The following is an 18,668-nucleotide window of genomic DNA, read 5'->3' on the forward strand; positions in this document are numbered from 1 at the left end:
GTAAATATGTCGGCGATTACGGATTGCGCTTGGTGACGCTGATCAGGGAAGGGGAGGCAACGACGCCGCCAGTGGAGGCAGCGGTGAATTCGGCCTGGGAGGTGCCGTCATTGAGTGTCACACCCGTGCATTTGATGACGTTGCCGGTGACGGTGGGGCAGAGCGGGTCGGCCATTTCGGCCGCGATCTGCACCGGCGTCGGCGATGTTTTCGCCTTGGCGTAAGCAACCGACCATGCCGACTTCAATGCGCCCAGCGTTGCGTCCTGCACGCCTTCATAGGCGGCCGTGGAAGTGCTGGTCAGCTTGGGAATCGCGACCGCCGCCAGTATGCCCAGGATGACGATAACGATGATCAGTTCGACGAGCGTGAAGCCGGACTGGACTGCCTTGTTGAGTTTTCTTGGTTTCATGATGTTTATGCCCTTTGGAAGTTTGAAAAAGTACTACCCGTTGTTACTGCAAAAAAACTCTGTTTTTGCCCGTTCAGCAGGTTGCGCGGTGCTCGCAGCAACGCTCGCTGGTCAATGGACGCGCCTGGTCTGCACCTGCCCCATGTCCCACATCGGCACGAAGACGCCCAGCGCCAGGATGAGCACCAGAATGCCAATGAAAAAAATCAGGATCGGCTCGATCCGGGCGACCAGCGTCTTGAGTTCGTATTCCACGTCCTCTTCATACATGTCCGCGATCTCGCTCATCAGCCTGCCGATCTCGCCGGTCTCCTCGCCCACGCCTATCATCTGCAGCACCCGTGGCATGAACACGCCGGTGGTGGTGGCGGTTCGCAGCAGGCTCTCGCCGCGCTCGACGCCGTCGCGCATCTGTTCGACGGCCGACGCAATGTAGGCGTTGTCCACGGTGCGGGCCACCACGCTTAGCGCGCGGCTGATGGGTACGCCGCTTTCCTCGGCCAGCGCATAGCTGCGGGCAAAGCGCGCCATGGTGCCCTTCAAGATGATGGGGCCGGCGATGGGCAGCTTGAGCTTCTGCTTGTCCCAGGCGTATCTGCCGTCCTTGCCGCCAGTCCAGCGGCGAAACAGGTAGGCCGCCGCCGCCGCAGCCGCGAGCATCAGTTGCCAGTAATTCAGCGTGAACGAAGACGCAGCAATCAGCATGCGGGTCATGAAGGGCAATTCAAAATTGGCCTTCATGAAAATCTTCGCGAACTGCGGGATCACGAAAGCGCTCACCACGCCGATGGCGCCGACGATGGCAAACACCACGAACTTCGGATAGCGCAATGCAGCCTTGATCTGTTCCTGCATCCTTCGATCGAGCTGCAGGTAGTCATGCAGCCGCGGGAAGATCGCGCCCAGCCGGCCCGTCATCTCGCCGACCTGGACCATGCTGACGTAATACTGGCTGAACACTTTCGGATGGTCGCGCATTGCCGCGGAGAGTTCGCGGCCGGCGTCGAGCGCGGCGCGCAGCGACCTGAGCACCCGGGCAAAGCTCTTGTTGGAGGCGGAGTCTTCCAGTCCCTTCAGTCCCTGCATGATGGGCACGTTTGCCCGCAGCATGGTATGCATCTGCCGGCTGAACAGTTGCACGTCCAGGCTGGTGACCGGCGGCGACATGAGCCGCTCCAGCAGGCTGGCAGGGGCGGCACCCGACTCATTACTGCTCGGCCGGATGTCGATGGGCGTGGCGCCCGTGCCCAGCAGATAGGATGCCACCGCGGCCTGGTCAGCGCCTTCCAGCGTGCCCTGCAGCAGTTCGCCCCGGCTGTTGCGTGCCTTGTAGTCGTAGTAGGCCATGGTCAATTACGCCGCTGACTGATTGCTCACCGCCATGGCCTCGGCCACGGTGGTCTTGCCTTCAACGGCCAGCTGCACTGCATGGCGTCGCAGCGTCCAGCCACCCATCTGGCGCTCGGCTTCGCGCAGGAAGGCCTGCGGATTGTTTTCCGAGGCGATGTCGGCCAGCGACTGGGTCATTTCCAGCATTTCATACACGCCCACCCGGCCGCGGTAGCCGCTGCTGTTGCAATGGCTGCATCCGCGGCCATGCCGGAAGCTGTGCTCGTCGACCCGGTTGCCCAGCTCCGCCTTGAGCCATTCCCGTTCCGACAGCGAGAGCGCATGCGGCTCGTCGCAGACGTCGCAGATCACGCGCACCAGGCGCTGCGCCAGCACCAGCTGCAATGCCGAGGCCATGATGTAGGGCGGCACGCCCATGTCGAGCAGGCGGTTCGGCGTGCTGACGGCGTCATTGGTATGCAGCGTGGAGAACACCAGGTGTCCGGTCAGCGCGGCGCGCATGCCGATCTGCGCGGTCTCCTGGTCGCGCATCTCGCCAACCAGCACCACGTCGGGGTCCTGGCGCAGCGAGGCGCGCAGCACACGGGCGAAGTCGAGTTCGATCTTGTCGTTCACCTGCACCTGGTTGACGCCCTGCAGCTTGTACTCGACCGGGTCTTCAATCGTGATGAGCTTGCGGTCCGGCGTGTTGAGCTCGGCCAGCGCGCCATACAGGGTAGTGGTCTTGCCGCTGCCGGTTGGGCCCGTTACCAGTACCAGGCCGTTGGGACGGGCCAGCACGCTGCGAAAGCGCTTGAGCATGTCGGGCGGCATGCCGATCGAATCCAGGCTGATGGCGCCGCGCGACTGGTTCAGCAAGCGCATCACGATGGATTCGCCGAACTGCGTGGGCATCGTCGACAGACGGACGTCGATTCTTTGCTGGCCAACCTTCATTGCAAAACGGCCATCCTGTGGCAGGCGCTTCTCCGAGATGTCGAGGTTGGACATGATCTTCAGGCGCAGCGCCAGCGAGGCCGCGATCCTGGGGCTGGCCTCGGTCTGGAAGTTCATCACGCCGTCGATGCGAAAGCGGATCTGCAGGCTCTCTTCCTGCGGCTCGATGTGGATATCCGACGCCTGCACTTGCGCCGCGTCATCGAAGATGCTCTGCAGCAGCCGCACCACCGGCGCGTCTTCCAGGCTGGCTGCGCTGTCGGTGAAGCCGAAGTCGACCTGCGCGTCGCCCACTTCCTGGCCGAGTTCGCGGGCCGCGTCGGTGATTTCCCCGGTCTTGCGGTACAGGCGGTTGATCGCCTCGAACAGCAGGGCTTCCGACACCACGGCGAGCTCCAGCCTTTTGCCCAGGATACGGTGCAGTTCGTCGTAGGCGTAGATGTCGGTCGGGTCGGCCAGGCCGAGCAGCAGGCTGTCGCCACGGTCTTCCAGCACCATTGCCCGGAAACGGCGGGCACGGATTTCCGGCAGCACGCGCACGCCCGACGGATCGATGTTGAAGGTCTTGAGGTTGATGTAGGGGATACGGAACTGCCGGCTCAGCGCCATGCAGATATCGTCTGCCGCGACCAGGCCCTGGTCGACGATGACCTGGCCCAGTTTGCGGCCCGAGCGCTTTTGTTCCTGCAGGCACCACTGCAGCTGGTCTGCGTTGAGCAGTCCCTGTTCGACCAGGATATCGCCGAGGCGGGCTTTAGCGGCGGCCATGCTATCCCTTGATGATCAGCGTGCCGGCGGCGCTTGCACCAGGCAACTGCGTGCGGGCGAGGGCCTTTGCATGCCCTGCGCCCAGCGTGCAGGTGAAGGAAACGACGTGGCATGTGCGGTCCGGGACATGAGGGTTCATTGCAGTTGGCCAAGCTTGAGATTCGATTGGGAAAAAAGTTGCCCCGTTTTAGTTGGGATGACTTGCGATGATTCTTTTCAAGATGAAAAAGTAACTATCGATAACAATTTTTAACCAATGGTACTGAAAAATACCTTTGCTTACAAGAAAAGTTTCTTTTGATAAAGAAAGGAAATGACCTTTATTTCCATTTGGAAATTCCAGAAATTATGTTTATGAAACATGTATTTACGGGCGTAGGCTGGCCATCGTTTGCGGCTGCCAGGTCGGCAGCGACTGCTTTTGCCTATGTAATCGACGGTTACATTGTTCTGCCGGGATCAGCCCGAAACTTGCCGAAAAGAGATGCGGCCTTGCCTACCTGCGCTGTCGCTTGACCCTGTTGCGCCGATGCAAATATATGGAAAACTTCAGGATCTTCGCGTTCAGTCAAGCCAGTTTGGTTGCTTAAAAGCAGCATAAAATGTTGCTGCATAGGCATGAATTTATTTCCTGCAAGAAATTTTCAGTAGAATAGGAGCCGTGTCCTGAACGGCATGACTTTCATTCTCTGGAATTGTGATGACCCATAACCCTGTTGCCTTCTTCTCCTCTGCTCCGGCCCCCACCATGCTCGCGCTGGCGCTTGCCGCGGCCATGTCCCTTCCGGCTGTTTCCGCCCATGCAGCGGCAGCCAATGAAGTCCGCGCCGCAGCCGCAGCTGCGGCTGGTCTGCCGCTCTATGCACCCAACCGCCTTTTGATCCAGCCGCGTGCCGGCCTGTCGAACGACGAGCTGGCCAAGCTACTGAAGGTGCATCGTGGCCTGGCGCGCCGCATCGGCAGGGGCGACGTCTTCGTGGTGGACCTGCCCAACGGCACGGCCAATGCCGTGGCCAAGATCCTGGAACACCATCCGCACCTGAAAATGGTGGAACTGGACCGCGTGGTCGTCAGTTCGGCATTGCCGAATGACCCCTACCTGGGCAGCCAGTGGCATGTTGGCAAGGTCGGCGCAGCCACGGCCTGGGACAGCGCCGTCGGCATGGGCGAGGGGGTCAAGATCGCGATCCTGGATTCCGGCGTCGACGCCAGCCATCCTGATCTCGTGGGCAACCTGGTCTCGGGCTACAACTTCGTTGACGGCAACGGCGACACCAACGACACCTGCGGGCATGGCACCGCAGTCGCCGGCACTGCCGCGGCGGTCAGCAATAACAGCGCGGGCGTGGCCGGCATTGCAGGCAAGGCCAAGATCATGCCGGTCAAGGTGGCCTTCTACAACACCAGCACCAGCGGCTGCTATGCCTATTACAGCACCGTGGTCAGCGGCATCAACTTCGCGGCGGACAACGGCGCCCGTGTCGTCAACGTCAGCTACAGCGGCGTGGCAGCCAGCCAGGCCGTGCTTAATGCGGCGCAGTACCTGAGGAGCAAGGGTGGCTTACTGTTTACTTCAGCCGGCAACAATGGCCGCGATGAAGGCGTCACGCCCACGGCCGCCATGACGGTGGTGTCGGCGACGGATGAAAACGACAATCTGGCTGGCTGGTCCAGCTATGGCAGTTTCGTGACCCTGTCCGCGCCGGGCACCAATATCTGGACCACCAGCACCGGTGGCCGCTATGGCCAGTGGAACGGCACCTCGTTTGCCAGCCCGCTGGTTGCCGGCGTCGCCGCACTGATGATGTCGGCCAATGCATCGCTGGACAATCTCACCGTCGAAAGCCTGCTGTACTCCACCGCGGTCGACCGCGGTGCGGCCGGGCGCGATCCCTACTACGGTTACGGCCGCGTCAATGCCGCCGCCGGCGTGCAGGCCGCCGTGAGCCGCCTGGTCAGGATCGACACCCAGGCGCCATCCGCCGCGCTGACCGCGCCACTGGCCGGCGACACCGTATCGGGCCTGGTCGCCGTCAATATGGCTGCCAGCGACAACGTCGGGGTGATACGCGCCGACCTCAAGGTGAACGGCACCGTGGTGGCAACCGATACGTCCGCGCCTTTCGGCTTTAGCTGGGACAGCGCCGGCGTGGCCAATGGCACGGCGACGCTGGCGGTGGTGGCCTATGACGCCGCAGGCAATGCCGGCGCATCGCCGTCGGTTGCGGTGAACGTGGCCAATGCCGTCAAGGTCGCAAGCAACTGGACCCGGTGCGCTTACGAAGGCAATGCCTGCAATTTCAGCGGCACCCGCCAGGTACGCTACGGCGCCAACAATACCTATGCCTACGTCACCGCAACCAGCACGGTTGCCTGCTCCAACGGCGTGTTCGGCGACCCGGTGTATGGCGTTGCCAAGACCTGCGATTACGGCGACGCCATCACCACTACCACAGCGCCGGCACCGGCACCGGCACCGGCGCCGGTCGTCGAGACCTGGACCAACTGCGCGGTCGAAGGCGCCAACTGCACCTTCACCGGCACCCGCACCGTGCGCTACGGCGCCAACGGCATCTACGCCACCAAGGTCGTCAACGGCTCGACGGCCTGCGCGAACTGGGTTTTTGGCGACCCGGTGTATGGCGTGACCAAGTACTGCTCTTATTCCAGCATGACGCAGTAGGCATGAAAAAGAAGGGGCGCGATGTCTTATCGCGCCCCGGCTGCTTCGGGTGGAGAGGGCAAGGGATGTTGGAAGCAGGGGTGATGGCTTGTAGACGTCGGCCTATTTTCCCGGCGGAGCCTGCCATCGATCTGCCCCATGCCCGATGCAGGAGAGCAGTGCGGTTGCACGACCGGCCGCGCAATAAAAAAACGGCCCATATCGCTAGAGGCCGTTCAATGATTGGTGCCGAGAGCCGGAATCGAACCGGCACGCTGTTTCCAGCGCGGGATTTTGAGTCCCGTGCGTCTACCTATTCCGCCATCTCGGCAACGCAGCGGGCATTATCCTCTATTTGAAGCGTTCCGGCAACACGAGGCCGGGAGTTGTCCGGCATCGGCCTCCTTATGAAGGAGGCTCTGTTGTGCCGGAGAGCGACGTGGCATAAAAGGCCTTCAACTCACTTAACAGGTAGAAGTAGCCATCCGGCGTTATCACGAAGCGTCAATGTCCAATGTGTGGCTATCTATCTCATCAATACCTTGCTGATCCGATTAAAGCGTTGAAAGTGCCGATAAACGGCTATTTACCCAACGTCCGATACTGACTCAGGCAAACACCTGCCGATACAAGGCTTCGACGTCGCTGCGTTCCTGGGCGATACGCTCCGGTGCGGCCCTGGCCCGTTCTTCGCCCTGAAGCCGGATCTGGTGCTGCAGGCGCCGGAACTTCCTGTATGCGTCCGCCACTTGCTGCGCCAGCGCGCTATCGATCAGACCAAGCTGTCCGCACAGTTTCAGCAGGGCGATGTTGCCGATATCCGCCGTCAGTTCGGGATGTTGCGCGGCATGGCGCAGCACCAGGAACTGCACCATGAACTCGATGTCGATCATGCCGCCTTCGTCGTGCTTCAGGTCGAACATGGGCGAGCGGTTCGGATGGGCATCGTGCATTTTCCTGCGCATGGACAGGATTTCCTGCCTGAGCTTGTCCGGGTCGCGCGGCAGCCGCAACACCCGTTCGCGCAGCTGTTCGAAGCGCTGGCCTATCTCTTCATCGCCGGCGCAGAATCGGGCGCGCGTCAGGGCCTGGTGCTCCCAGACCCAGGCGGAAGACAGCTGGTATTTTTCGAACGAGGCGATGGAGGAACAGATCAGGCCGCTGGCGCCATCCGGCCGCAACGCGATATCGACATCGAACAGGATGCCGGCCGGCGTGTGGCTGGTCATCCAGGTGATGAAGCGCTGGGCCAGGCGGGCATAGTTGCCCGGCGCTTCCGGGTCGTCATCGTCGTACAGGAACACCACGTCCAGGTCGGACGCATAACCCAGTTCCTTGCCGCCCAGCTTGCCATAGGCGATCACCGCAAACCGCGGCACGTCCCGATGGCGCGTGCGCACCGTCTGCCAGGCCGCCGTGACAGTGGCGCTGACCAGCACATCGGCCAGGCTGGAAAGATGGTCGGCCAGCCGTTCAACGGTCAGGTCGCCTTCCAGGTCCTGCGCCAGCAGGCGCAGCAGCTGGGCATGATGCAACTCCCGCAGCACATCCATCTGTCGCTCGGTGTCGCCCGGCACCGCATCCAGTTGCCGCTGGCATTCGGCAGCGAATGCCGCCCAGTCGGGCGGCGACCGCAAGGTTTGGTCATCCAGCAGCTCATCCAGCAGCAGGGGATGCCTTGTCAGGTAGCCGGCTGCCCACTCGCTGGCAGCCATCATCCGGATCACCCTTTGCAGGGCTTGCGGATATTCTGTCAGCAGTGCGAGATACGATGCGCGGCGGGCAATCGTGTCGAAGAAATCGAGCAGGCGGCCCAGCGTGGCCGATTTGTCGTCGGCAATCGCGGCAATCGCCGGCAGCGCACTGTTGACCAGCGAAACCATCAGGTTGCGGCTGCTTTCCGGCATGGCCTGCAAGCGCGGCGAGGTCCAGAGGTTATTCAGGCGACGCGCCGCAATCAGCGGGTTGTCATACTGGAGCGCAGTCAGGTGGGCGGCAATCGTTTCTTCGGTATCGCCATCTGTCAATGCAGCAGACAGGTCGGGGCCGGAGACGGTGCTGTCTTCCTCCGCCTGCGCCGGCTTCTTTTCGCTGAACATATCATCGAATTGCTTGGCGACGATCGAACGCTGGATTTGCAATTCGGCCATCAGCGCGGGGATGTCATCAAACCCCGCCATCCTTGCGATCGTCAGCCGGTCTTCTTCATTGGCCGGGAGGGTGTGGGTCTGGGCATCGTCGAGGTATTGCAGCCGGTGTTCCAGGTTGCGCAGGAAAGCATAGGCATGCTGCAGCTGCTCGACTTCCTGTTCGCCCAGCAGGCGTTTCTGGGCCAGTACGTCCAGCGTCCTGCGGGTGGAACGATCACGCAATTCCAGCTCGCGCCCGCCGCGTATCAGCTGGAAAACCTGGGCCAGGAATTCGATTTCCCGTATGCCGCCGCGGCCCAGCTTCACATTGTGGCTGCGCTCCGGATGGCGCGCTTCCTGGCGCCGCACTTCCGCGCGGATCTGGGCATGCATATTGCGCATCGCATCGATCGAACTGAAGTCCAGGTAGCGCCTGTAGACAAAGGGCTGCACGATATTGTCCAGCGTCGCGATATCGTCCGCATTGCCGGTGATCGCACGGGCCTTGACCCAGGCATAGCGTTCCCATTCCCGGCCCTGCACGATCAGGTATTCCTCCACCATGTTGAAGCTGGCCACCAGCGGCCCGGAGGCGCCATTCGGCCGCAACGCCATGTCGACCCGGAAGGTGAAGCCATCTTCGGTGATCTCGGACAGGTCGCCGATCAGCTTCTTGCCCAGTCGAATGAAAAATTCATGATTCGACAGTTGCCGCTGGTCGGGTTGGTCGGTCACCGTTTCGCCGTCTTCGGGGTAGACAAAGATCAGGTCGATATCGGACGACACATTGAGTTCGTCACCGCCCAGCTTGCCCATGCCCAGCACGATCAGTTCCTGCACCCTGCCGGATTCATCGCCGACCGGCGTGCCGTACAGCGCCCGCATATCGCGGGTCAGGGCCTGCAAATGGGTGTTCACTGCGAAGTCGGCGAAGCGCGACATGGTTTCCACGACTTCCGCAAGATCCGCCTGGCCGCCAAGGTCGCGGGTGATCAAAGTGGCGATCACCAGGTTGCGCACGCGCCGCATCGCGCGCGGCAACGGCATGCCGGCGTCGGTTTCTGCCTGCAGCAGCTGCGCGAACCGGTCAGCGTTCAGCGGTGCGACTGCGGCTTGCTGGAGTTGCGCCGGCCGGCTGTTTTCGGCCTGAAGCCAGCGGGCAAGGAAACGGGAAGCGGTGGTGTTGACCAAGGGAAATCTCGCTGGGAAAATGGACCCGCTATTTTAGGGCGGTTTGCGGTTTCCGGCGGCGCATCGGCGCCATCCATGAGAACATGCGCTGTCTTTTTTGCATGCCTGTCCGTTTTCCCCCGGTTCCGATGTCTACTCAACGCGCCTTCTTCCATCGCATCGCCAGCTGGGCATCCCATGCCGGGCGCCGCATCCGCTTTGGATACCGGATATTGAACCGGGTGACGCACCATGCATTGAGCTTGGCATTCACCGGGTTGCTGGTGCTGTATTTCCTGTTTTGCGGCACGGTGCTGGTGCTGCGCTACGTTGTCCTGCCGAATATCGACCGCTATAAGCCGAATGTCGAACAGATGGCCAGCAAGGCATTGTCGCGGCCGGTCAGTATTGCCACCATCCACGCCTCCTGGCACGGCCTGAATCCGCATCTGGTGCTCAATGATGTCGTGGTGCATAACCGCCATGGCCAGGCGGCGCTCAGCCTGCCGCAGGTGTCTGCCACCCTGTCCTGGACGTCGCTGATGGTGGCCGACCTGCGCCTGAACTTCCTGCAGGTCGACCGTCCGGACGTGGAAGTGGAGCGCAGCGCCGAGGGCGTCCTGTCGGTTGGCGGCGTCGACATCGAACCGGGCGGCGCGGACGACGGCAGGGGGCTGGAATGGTTGCTGTCGCAGCGCGAGATCGTGGTGCGCAACGGCTGGATCCGCTGGCGCGACGCGCAGCGCGGCGCACCCGAACTGCGGCTGGAAAAGGTGGATTTCCTGTTGCGCAACCAGTGGCGGCATCATCGTTTCGCGTTCAAGGCAACGCCGCCGGCCGAGCTGGGCGCGCCGGTGGACGTGCGCGCCGACTTCAGCCACCCGTCGTTTGCGCGCCGCGTCTCGGATGTGCGGCGCTGGACCGGCACCGTCTATGCCGACTGGCGCGACACTGAGCTGGCGCGCTGGCGTCCCTACATCGATTACCCGGTCGAACTGCGCGAGGGCAAGGGCGCGGTTCGCGCCTGGCTGGAGTTCGATCAGGCCAGGGTGGCCGGTTTCACTGCCGACCTGGCGCTGACCCGGCTATGGGCCCGACTTGCGCCCGAACTCGAGCCGCTCAGCCTGAAACAGGCGCAGGGCCGCATTTCCGCCAGCGAAGTGCTGGGCGGCGGGGAAGACGGCGTGCCCACGCTGGGGGCCTTCGGTCACGCCATTGCGCTCAGCGATTTTTCGATGGAAACCGACGATGGCCTGATCCTGCCGCCCACCACCATCAGCGAAACCCATATCGCGGCGACCGAAAAGACGCCGGCGCGCACCGAAGTGCGGGCCACGCTGCTCGATCTGCAGACCATCGCCAGCTTCGTCGGACGCCTGCCGCTGGACGAAACCCGGCGCCATCTGCTGGCCGACATCGCGCCGCGCGGCAGGCTGCAGGATTTCACGGCCAGCTGGCAGGGCGAGTTCCCGGAAATTTCCACCTACCAGGTCAAGGGCCGGTTCAGCGGCCTGTCGATCGCGCCGCGGCCCGCGAAAGACGAGCAGCCGGCCACGCCGGGTTTTGCCAATCTCACTGGTAGCATCGATGCCAGCGAACGCGGCGGCGGCATCACGCTGGCATCGAGCGATGCCAGCCTGCACCTGCCGGGTCTGCTGTCGGAAGCGGCGCTGCCGTTCGACACCCTGGGGATGCAGGCCAACTGGACAAGGCGCCAGCAGCAGTTGCAGATCGATGTCGGCTATCTGCAGTTCAGCCGGCAGCGCATGGCGGGCCAGTTGAGCGGCAAGTACCAGGCCAGCCTGGTCGATGGCCATCTCGCCGGGCCGGGCACCGCGGACCTGACCGGCAAGCTCGACGGCTTCGATGTGGCGGAGATCGGTCGTTTCCTGCCGCTTGCCACTCCGCCCAAGCTGCGGGGCTGGCTGACCGGCGCGCTGGAAGCGGGCCATGCCCGCGATGTCGCGCTGGTACTGAAAGGCGACCTGGCGCATTTTCCCTTTGCCGGCAACCAGCGCCAGAAAGGCCAGTTCCTGGTCACCGGAAAGATCGAGGAAGGCCGTCTCAACTACACGCCCGGCGACCTCGCCGACGATGCTTCCCGCCCGTTGTGGCCGCTACTGGAAAAGATCAACGGCAAGTTCACGTTCGAGCGCAGCCGCATGGAAATCCACGCGGACAGCGCCCAGACCAGCAAGGTCAGGCTGAGCAATGTCGATGCGGTGGTTGCCGACCTGGCCGATCATGCGCACGTGCTGGACATACGGGGCGCGGCCAGCGGCGCGTTGCAGGACTTCCTGCAGTTCACCAGGAACAGCCCGGTGGCGGAATGGATAGGCCACTTCACCGAGGAAAGCCAAGCCAGCGGCGACGCCAGGCTGGCGCTCAAGCTGCAGCTGCCGCTGGCGCAGATGAAGGAGACCAAGGTGCAGGGCGCGCTGCAGTTCCAGAACAATGACATCGTGCTGGAGCCGGCGATTCCGCCGCTGCTGCAAACCGCCGGCGAACTGAAGTTTCATGAAAAAGGCTTTTCGCTCAACGGCATACGCACGGCTTTCCTGGGCGGCCAGGCCAGCGTGACTGGCGGCAGCCAGCGCGACGGCACGATCGCCATCCGCGCCGAGGGAGCGATGACGGCGGACGGCCTGCGCGCTACCTATCCGGCGCCGACCATGCAGCGGCTGCTGGCGCATGTGAGCGGCGGCAGCCGCTACAGCGCCCAGATCAACGTGAAGAACAAGCGCCCTGAAATCGTGGTGGAGTCCAGCCTGCAGGGCCTGGGCCTGGACTTTCCGGCGCCGCTGAAAAAGGCCGGCGCAGATGCCTTGCCGTTGCGGTTCGACATGGCCGCAGCCCCGTCCACTCCGGGCGTCGAACTGCGGGATGAGCTCAGGCTGACGCTGGGCCGGATGATGGAAGCCCGCTACAGCCGCCGCAAGCCGGACGACAGGCAGGCGGCATGGCAGGTGGTGCGCGGCGGCATCGGCGTCAATGCGCCCGCGCCGCAGCCGGACGGCGGACTGGTCGCCAACCTGGCGGTCGACCGGCTGGACGCCGACGCCTGGCGCGCCACCGCCTCTTCCATCGTCGGCGAAAAGGGCAGCGATAGCGGAGACGGCGGCAGGCGCGCAGGCGACGGCGACATGGGCCAGTATGTCGACCCCGACATCCTGGCTGCGCGCGCGACCGAACTGATCATCATGGGCAGGAAGCTGGAAAACGTGGTGGTTGGCGCATCCCATGACGACAACGCCTGGCAGGCCAACATCGATTCGGCCCAGGCCAGCGGCCATGTCTCCTGGAACGAGTCGCGTTCGGGGCGGGGCCTGGGCAAGGTGAGCGCCCGGCTGGCGTCGCTGATCATTCCACAGGCGTCGGCATCCGACGTGTCGGATCTGACCGAAGAAAAAAGCGCCACCACGCAGATTCCTGCGCTCGACATCATCGCCGACCGGTTCGAGCTGGGCGGCAAGAAGATGGGCAGGCTGGAACTGGCCGCCAACAATGCCCGGGTCAATGGACAGCGCGAATGGCAGATCAGCAGGCTGTCGATCGCCAATCCCGACGGTGCGCTCAATGCCACCGGCAAATGGATCATCCGCAATGGCCAGAACGCGTCCAGCCTGAATTACAAGCTCGACGTCGCGGATGCCGGCCGGCTGCTGGAACGCTTCGGCTTTGCCAATGTGCTGCGTGGCGGCCGCGGCACCATGCAGGGTGACCTGAACTGGGCCGGCCTGCCGTTCTCGATCGACATGGCCAGCCTGTCTGGCCAGATGGAACTCAACATGGCGGCCGGCCAGTTCCTGAAGGTGGACCCGGGTGCTGCCAAGCTGCTTGGCGTCTTGAGCCTGCAATCCCTGCCGCGGCGCCTGACCCTGGACTTCCGCGACCTGTTTTCCGAGGGATTCGCCTTCGATGGCGTGGTGGCCAATGCCAGCATCAGCCACGGCGTGATGTACACCGACAACTTCAAGATGCGCAGCGTGACGGCGGCGGTGCTGATCGACGGCTCGGTCGACATCGTCAAGGAAACCCAGAACCTGAACGTGGTGGTGCTGCCCGAGATCAACGTGGGCGCCGCCTCCGTCGCTTATGGCCTGATGGTCAACCCGGTGATCGGTCTGGGCACCTTCCTCGCGCAGCTGGTGCTGCGCGACCCGCTGACCGCCGCCTTTACAATGGAGTACCAGATCGCCGGTTCCTGGAAAGATCCGGCCATCAGCAAGGTCGACCGTCACAATCGCAAACCGAATGCGATGGCCGGCGCCGCCGCAGACAATCAGGGGAAGCAGGCAAGATGAACAAGATCGCCGCGATACAGATGATTTCCACGCCCGACGTGGCGGAAAATACGGCCACCGCGCGCTGCCTGGTGAGCCGCGCCGCGCAGGAAGGCGCCGGCCTGGTGCTGCTGCCGGAATACTGGCCGATTTTCGGCATGCATGAGAATGACAAGCTGGCAGTGGCCGAACAGCCAGGCGCTGGCCCGATCCAGGAGGCAATGGCGTCGATGGCGCGCGAGTTCGGCATCTGGCTCGTCGGCGGCACCATGCCGCTGGTCGCCCCGGAGCCGGGCAAGGTGCTCAACACGCTGCTGGCCTACGGGCCGGACGGCGGCTGCGCCGCCCGCTACGACAAGATCCACCTGTTCGGCTTCACCCGCGGCGAGGAGAGCTATAACGAATCCCGCACCATCGCACCGGGGCGGGAAATACAGACCCTGGAGACGCCGCTGGGCCGGGTCGGGCTGTCGGTCTGTTATGACCTGCGCTTCCCGGAACTCTACCGGGCCATGGGACGATGCAACCTGATCGTGGTGCCGTCCGCCTTCACCTGGACCACCGGCCAGGCGCACTGGGAAATCCTGTTGCGCGCCCGCGCGATCGAAAACCAGTGCTACGTGCTGGCCGCCGCCCAGGGCGGTCGCCATCCCAATGGCCGCCGTACCTGGGGCCACAGCATGCTGATCGATCCCTGGGGCGAGGTGAAGGCCGTGCTGCCGGAAGGCGAGGGCGTGGTCTGCGGCGACTTCGATGCCGGCGCACTCGACACCGTGCGCGCCAACCTGCCGGCGCTGAACCATCGGGTGCTTTGATCCACTGATGCTCTTGGCTACATAAAGCGCGGCAATCGGTTAATCTGTGTGGGAAATTTCGACGACGTTTCCCGTCCGGTTCAGCCAGTCCGGTCCAGTTCAGCCCAGTCCAGTTCACTTTCCACACCATGAAACCATTCGAACCCAACATCCAGACCCTGTCTCTCGCCCGCGACGTGCTGCTGACGCCGTTCGGCCTCGATGAATCGCGGCTGATCCATGTGCTGGGCACCATGTTCACCCACAAGGTGGATTATGCCGACCTGTATTTCCAGTTCACCAAGAGCGAGGGCTGGAGCCTGGAAGAGGGCATCGTCAAGACCGGCAGCTTTTCCATCGACCAGGGCGTCGGCGTACGCGCCATTTCCGGCGAGCGCACCGCGTTTTCCTATTCCGATGACATCTCCGAACCGGCGCTGCTGGAAGCGGCGGCCGCCACCCGGACCATTGCCCGCCAGGGCGCCGGCCGGGTCAAGGTCGCCGCCAGGGTTCAGCCGTCCGGCGGCCGCTCGCTGTATCTGCCGCATGATCCGCTGAGTTCGCTGGACGCGACCGAAAAGGTCAGGCTGCTGGAGCGGGTCGAGCGCATCGCCCGTGCCAAGGATCCGCGCGTGGTGCAGGTGATGGCTGGCCTGGCCGGCGAATACGACGTGGTGCTGGTGGTGCGCAGCGACGGCGTGCTGGCCGCCGACATCCGTCCCCTGGTGCGCCTGTCCGTCACCGTGATCGCCGAGCAGAACGGCCGGCGCGAGATAGGCAGTTCCGGCGGTGGCGGCCGCTACAGCTATGCCTATTTCACCGACCAGATGCTGGAAACCTATGCCTCCGAGGCGGTGGCGTCGGCCCTGGTCAACCTCGATTCCCGTCCGGCGCCGGCCGGCCCGATGACGGTCGTGCTCGGCCCAGGCTGGCCCGGCGTGCTGCTGCATGAAGCCATCGGCCACGGGCTGGAGGGCGATTTCAACCGCAAGGGATCGAGCGCGTTTTCCGGCCGCATCGGCGACCGGGTCGCCGCAAAGGGCGTCACCGTGGTCGACGACGGCACACTGGCCGACCGCCGCGGCTCGCTCAACATCGACGACGAGGGCAACCCGACCCAGTGCACCACGCTGATCGAGGACGGCATTCTGAAGGGCTATATCCAGGACACCATGAATGCCCGCCTGATGAAGATGCCGGTCACCGGCAACGCCCGGCGCGAATCCTTCGCCCACCTGCCGATGCCGCGCATGACCAACACCTACATGCTGGGCGGCGACCGCGATCCGCGGGAAATCATCGCATCGGTGAAGAACGGCCTGTACGCGGTCAACTTTGGCGGCGGCCAGGTCGACATCACCAACGGCAAGTTCGTGTTCTCGGCCAGCGAGGCCTACATGATCGAGGACGGCAAGGTGACCTACCCGGTCAAGGGTGCGACGCTGATCGGCAACGGCCCGGATGTGCTGAACCGGGTTTCGATGATCGGCAACGACATGCGGCTCGATTCCGGCATCGGCGTGTGCGGCAAGGAAGGGCAGAGCGTGCCGGTGGGCGTTGGGCAGCCGACGCTGCGGATCGACGGCGTTACCGTCGGCGGCACCGCCTGATCGACAGGCGCTTGCCAAACCGGAAGATTTGCTGCACTATTGACCCGGAATTTTTCACAGCAAGCGCTTTACTCATGACCTTCGCCCGTTTTCACTTTTACTTTTACTTTAGCTATTCCAGCCCCAAGGCGGTGGAAAAGCGGTAAGTTCACGTAAAAGCAAGACGAACGAGACAAACCGAGATTCTGACAAAACCGCCAGCGATGGCGGTTTTTTCGTTTTACAGACTGAAGAACCTGGACTGGAGAAACCATGCCGCGCACCGATGACTTACGCATACGAGAATTGAAAGAACTGCTTCCCCCATCCCATCTGATCCGCGAATTCGCGTGTTCGGACAAGGCCGCTACCGTGGTCGCCGAGTCGCGCAACGCGCTGCATCGCATCCTGCACGGCCAGGACGACCGCATGATGGTCGTGGTCGGACCCTGCTCGATCCATGACACCGATGCCGCCATGGAATATGCGCACCGCCTGGCCGCCGAGCGTGAGCGATTCAAAGGCGACCTGGAAATCGTGATGCGGGTCTACTTCGAAAAGCCGCGCACCACGGTGGGCTGGAAGGGCCTGATCAACGACCCCTACATGGACAACAGCTTCCGCATCAACGACGGCCTGCGCATGGCCCGTGAACTGCTGCTGAACATCAACGAACTGGGCCTGCCGGCCGGCACCGAATTCCTCGACATGATCAGTCCGCAGTATGTGGCCGACCTGATCAGCTGGGGCGCGATCGGCGCCCGCACCACCGAGTCGCAGGTGCACCGGGAACTGGCGTCCGGCCTGTCGTGCCCGGTGGGCTTCAAGAACGGCACCGACGGCAACATCAAGATCGCCGTCGACGCAATCAAGGCCGCGTCGCAGCCGCACCATTTCCTGTCGGTGACCAAGGGCGGCCACTCGGCCATCGTCTCCACCGGCGGCAATGAGGACTGCCACATCATCCTGCGCGGCGGCAAGGCGCCCAATTACGACGCGGCCAGCGTGGAGGAAGCCTGCAAGGCGATCGCCGCCAATGGCCTGGCGGCGCGGGTGATGATCGACGCCTCCCATGCCAACAGTTCGAAGAAGCCGGAGAACCAGGTGCCGGTGTGCGCCGACATCGCCTCCCAGGTAGCCCGCGGCGATACCCGCATCGTCGGCGTAATGGTGGAATCCCATCTGGTGGCCGGTCGCCAGGACCTGGTGCCGGGCAAGGAACTGACCTATGGCCAGTCGATTACCGACGGCTGCATCGACTGGGATAGCAGCGTGCGTGTGCTGGAAGGCCTGGCCGAGGCGGTACGTCAGCGCCGGCTGCACGTGGAAGAAGAATAAGGACTGACGCGATGCATTGAACAAGGCCGGGCAACCGGCCTTTTTTGTGGGCGTTTGACCAACCTTGCCAGGTGCTCAGTAGCGCTTCTGCAGTGTCATCTGCTCGCCGCTGCGACGCATTTCCGTCCGGTTCAAAAAAGACATGCCCAGCAATGCCAGCGGCAGGCCCTGTTCCTGCACCAGCGCATCGACCTGGTTCAGTTCCAGGTCGCCAACGCGCACCGTATCGAGCCGCACGCGGTAGGCCGGGGCCATGCCGTTGGCGGTGCTGACCATGGCCGGCTGGCCGCGCCGGTAATCGATGCCCATGCGCTGCGCGTCCGACGCGGGCAACGCAATCAGCGATGCGCCGGTGTCGACCAGCATGCGCACTGGCTTGCCATTGACCACGGTCTCGGCAAAGAAATGGCCGCGGCCGTCGGCCTGCAGCACTGTGCTGGCCTGCGCGGCGACGGGTTGGCGATTGACGTGGCTACCCAGCGCGATCGTCTCGCGCCGGCCATTGGTTTCCAGCGTCGCGCCATTCTGGTCGGCCGCCACCAGCCGCACGCCCGATGCGATATTGCTGCCCACCGCATAGGTGCGCGGACCGGCGCCGTCGACCACCAGCACCGCCTTGCCCGGAAACAGGCCGACCACGCTGATGTCGGCTGCCCGCGCCGCCGGCAGCGCGCACAGCAGCGTCAGCAAGGCCGCGCGCAACGGCCTGGTTGCGCCTTCAGTCACGGAAGTTGTTGAATTCGAGCGGCAGGTCGGCCACTTCCTTGCGCAGCAGCGCCATGCTGGCCTGCAGGTCGTCGCGCTTGGCGCCGGTCACGCGCACCGCTTCGCCCTGGATGCTGGCCTGCACCTTCATCTTGCTGTCCTTGATCAGGCGCACGATCTTCTTGGCGGCGTCGGACTCGATGCCCTTGCGGATCTTGATGATCTGCTTGACCTTGTCGCCGCCGATCTTCTCGACCTTGCCGATGTCGAGGAAGCGCACGTCCACGTTGCGCTTGGTCAGCTTGGCGGTGAGCACGTCGCGCACCTGGCCCAGCTGGAAGTCGCTGTCGGCATAGGCGGTCAGTTCATGTTCCTTCTGCTCGATGCGGGCGTCGCTGCCCTTGAAGTCAAAACGGGTCGAGATTTCCTTGTTGGCCTGGTCGAGCGCATTGCGCACTTCCACCAGGTTGGCTTCGGATACTACGTCGAACGATGGCATGGAATGTCCTTTGCTGGCGCGCCTGGCGGCGCC

13 protein-coding genes and 1 tRNA gene are annotated in these 18,668 nt (G+C 63.5%); 5 read left to right on the forward strand and 9 right to left on the reverse strand.

All coding sequences use genetic code 11. From position 1 onward, the window contains the following. Positions 1 to 16: 16 nt before the first annotated feature. The 5 genes from ABC383_RS00620 to ABC383_RS00640 all read right to left on the reverse strand — a co-directional run bounded on the left by ABC383_RS00620 (position 17) and on the right by ABC383_RS00640 (position 4,086). A complete protein-coding gene (locus tag ABC383_RS00620; RefSeq protein WP_413011029.1) occupies positions 17 to 412 on the reverse strand; it encodes a prepilin-type N-terminal cleavage/methylation domain-containing protein in 396 nt (131 codons plus the stop codon). A gap of 111 nt (positions 413 to 523) precedes the next feature. Next, on the reverse strand, positions 524 to 1,759 hold the full coding sequence (locus tag ABC383_RS00625) for a type II secretion system F family protein (protein WP_413011031.1): 1,236 nt from the start codon (positions 1,757 to 1,759) through the stop codon (positions 524 to 526). A 6-nt stretch (positions 1,760 to 1,765) separates the two neighbouring features. Next, entirely contained in the window at positions 1,766 to 3,466 is a 1,701-nt protein-coding gene (locus tag ABC383_RS00630; protein ID WP_413011033.1) for a GspE/PulE family protein, read from the reverse strand. Between the two features lies 1 nt (position 3,467). Continuing rightward, positions 3,468 to 3,605 carry a hypothetical protein gene (locus tag ABC383_RS00635; RefSeq protein WP_413011035.1) on the reverse strand — a complete coding sequence of 46 codons (138 nt, stop codon included), beginning with the start codon at positions 3,603 to 3,605 and terminating at the stop codon, positions 3,468 to 3,470. A gap of 301 nt (positions 3,606 to 3,906) precedes the next feature. After that, entirely contained in the window at positions 3,907 to 4,086 is a 180-nt protein-coding gene (locus tag ABC383_RS00640) for a hypothetical protein (RefSeq protein ID WP_413011037.1), read from the reverse strand. 80 nt (positions 4,087 to 4,166) lie between these two features. Between ABC383_RS00640 and ABC383_RS00645 the strand changes: the two genes are divergently transcribed. Then, positions 4,167 to 6,149, forward strand: a complete 1,983-nt coding sequence (locus tag ABC383_RS00645; RefSeq protein WP_413011039.1) for a S8 family serine peptidase — start codon at positions 4,167 to 4,169, stop codon at positions 6,147 to 6,149. A 223-nt stretch (positions 6,150 to 6,372) separates the two neighbouring features. Here the strand turns inward: ABC383_RS00645 and ABC383_RS00650 are convergent. Next, a tRNA-Leu gene (locus ABC383_RS00650) sits at positions 6,373 to 6,459 on the reverse strand. Between the two features lie 277 nt (positions 6,460 to 6,736). Continuing rightward, entirely contained in the window at positions 6,737 to 9,448 is a 2,712-nt protein-coding gene (gene glnE, locus ABC383_RS00655) for a bifunctional [glutamate--ammonia ligase]-adenylyl-L-tyrosine phosphorylase/[glutamate--ammonia-ligase] adenylyltransferase (RefSeq protein ID WP_413011041.1), read from the reverse strand. Positions 9,449 to 9,576: 128 nt separating this feature from the next. Here glnE and ABC383_RS00660 point away from each other — a divergent pair, with 128 nt between their 5' ends. The 4 genes from ABC383_RS00660 to aroG all read left to right on the forward strand — a co-directional run bounded on the left by ABC383_RS00660 (position 9,577) and on the right by aroG (position 17,431). After that, positions 9,577 to 13,731 (forward strand): YhdP family protein, encoded by a 4,155-nt coding sequence (locus tag ABC383_RS00660; RefSeq protein ID WP_413011043.1) that lies wholly within the window; start codon positions 9,577 to 9,579, stop codon positions 13,729 to 13,731. Then, entirely contained in the window at positions 13,728 to 14,525 is a 798-nt protein-coding gene (locus ABC383_RS00665) for a carbon-nitrogen hydrolase family protein (protein ID WP_413011045.1), read from the forward strand. The genes ABC383_RS00660 and ABC383_RS00665 overlap by 4 nt, the downstream gene beginning before the upstream one ends. A 128-nt stretch (positions 14,526 to 14,653) precedes the next feature. Continuing rightward, entirely contained in the window at positions 14,654 to 16,114 is a 1,461-nt protein-coding gene (gene tldD, locus ABC383_RS00670) for a metalloprotease TldD (protein WP_413011047.1), read from the forward strand. Between the two features lie 252 nt (positions 16,115 to 16,366). Continuing rightward, positions 16,367 to 17,431: a 3-deoxy-7-phosphoheptulonate synthase AroG gene (gene aroG / locus ABC383_RS00675; RefSeq protein WP_413011049.1), complete on the forward strand. Its 1,065-nt coding sequence runs from the start codon at positions 16,367 to 16,369 to the stop codon at positions 17,429 to 17,431. A 75-nt stretch (positions 17,432 to 17,506) separates the two neighbouring features. Here the strand turns inward: aroG and ABC383_RS00680 are convergent, their stop codons facing one another. Further along, positions 17,507 to 18,157 carry a TIGR02281 family clan AA aspartic protease gene (locus tag ABC383_RS00680; RefSeq protein WP_413011051.1) on the reverse strand — a complete coding sequence of 217 codons (651 nt, stop codon included), beginning with the start codon at positions 18,155 to 18,157 and terminating at the stop codon, positions 17,507 to 17,509. Beyond that, entirely contained in the window at positions 18,150 to 18,635 is a 486-nt protein-coding gene (locus tag ABC383_RS00685; RefSeq protein ID WP_413011053.1) for a YajQ family cyclic di-GMP-binding protein, read from the reverse strand. The genes ABC383_RS00680 and ABC383_RS00685 overlap by 8 nt, the downstream gene beginning before the upstream one ends. Positions 18,636 to 18,668 lie beyond the last annotated feature (33 nt).

Origin of the sequence: Noviherbaspirillum phoenicis, from assembly GCF_047237965.1 — a bacterium.
Taxonomy (GTDB): Bacteria; Pseudomonadota; Gammaproteobacteria; order Burkholderiales; family Burkholderiaceae_D; genus Noviherbaspirillum_A.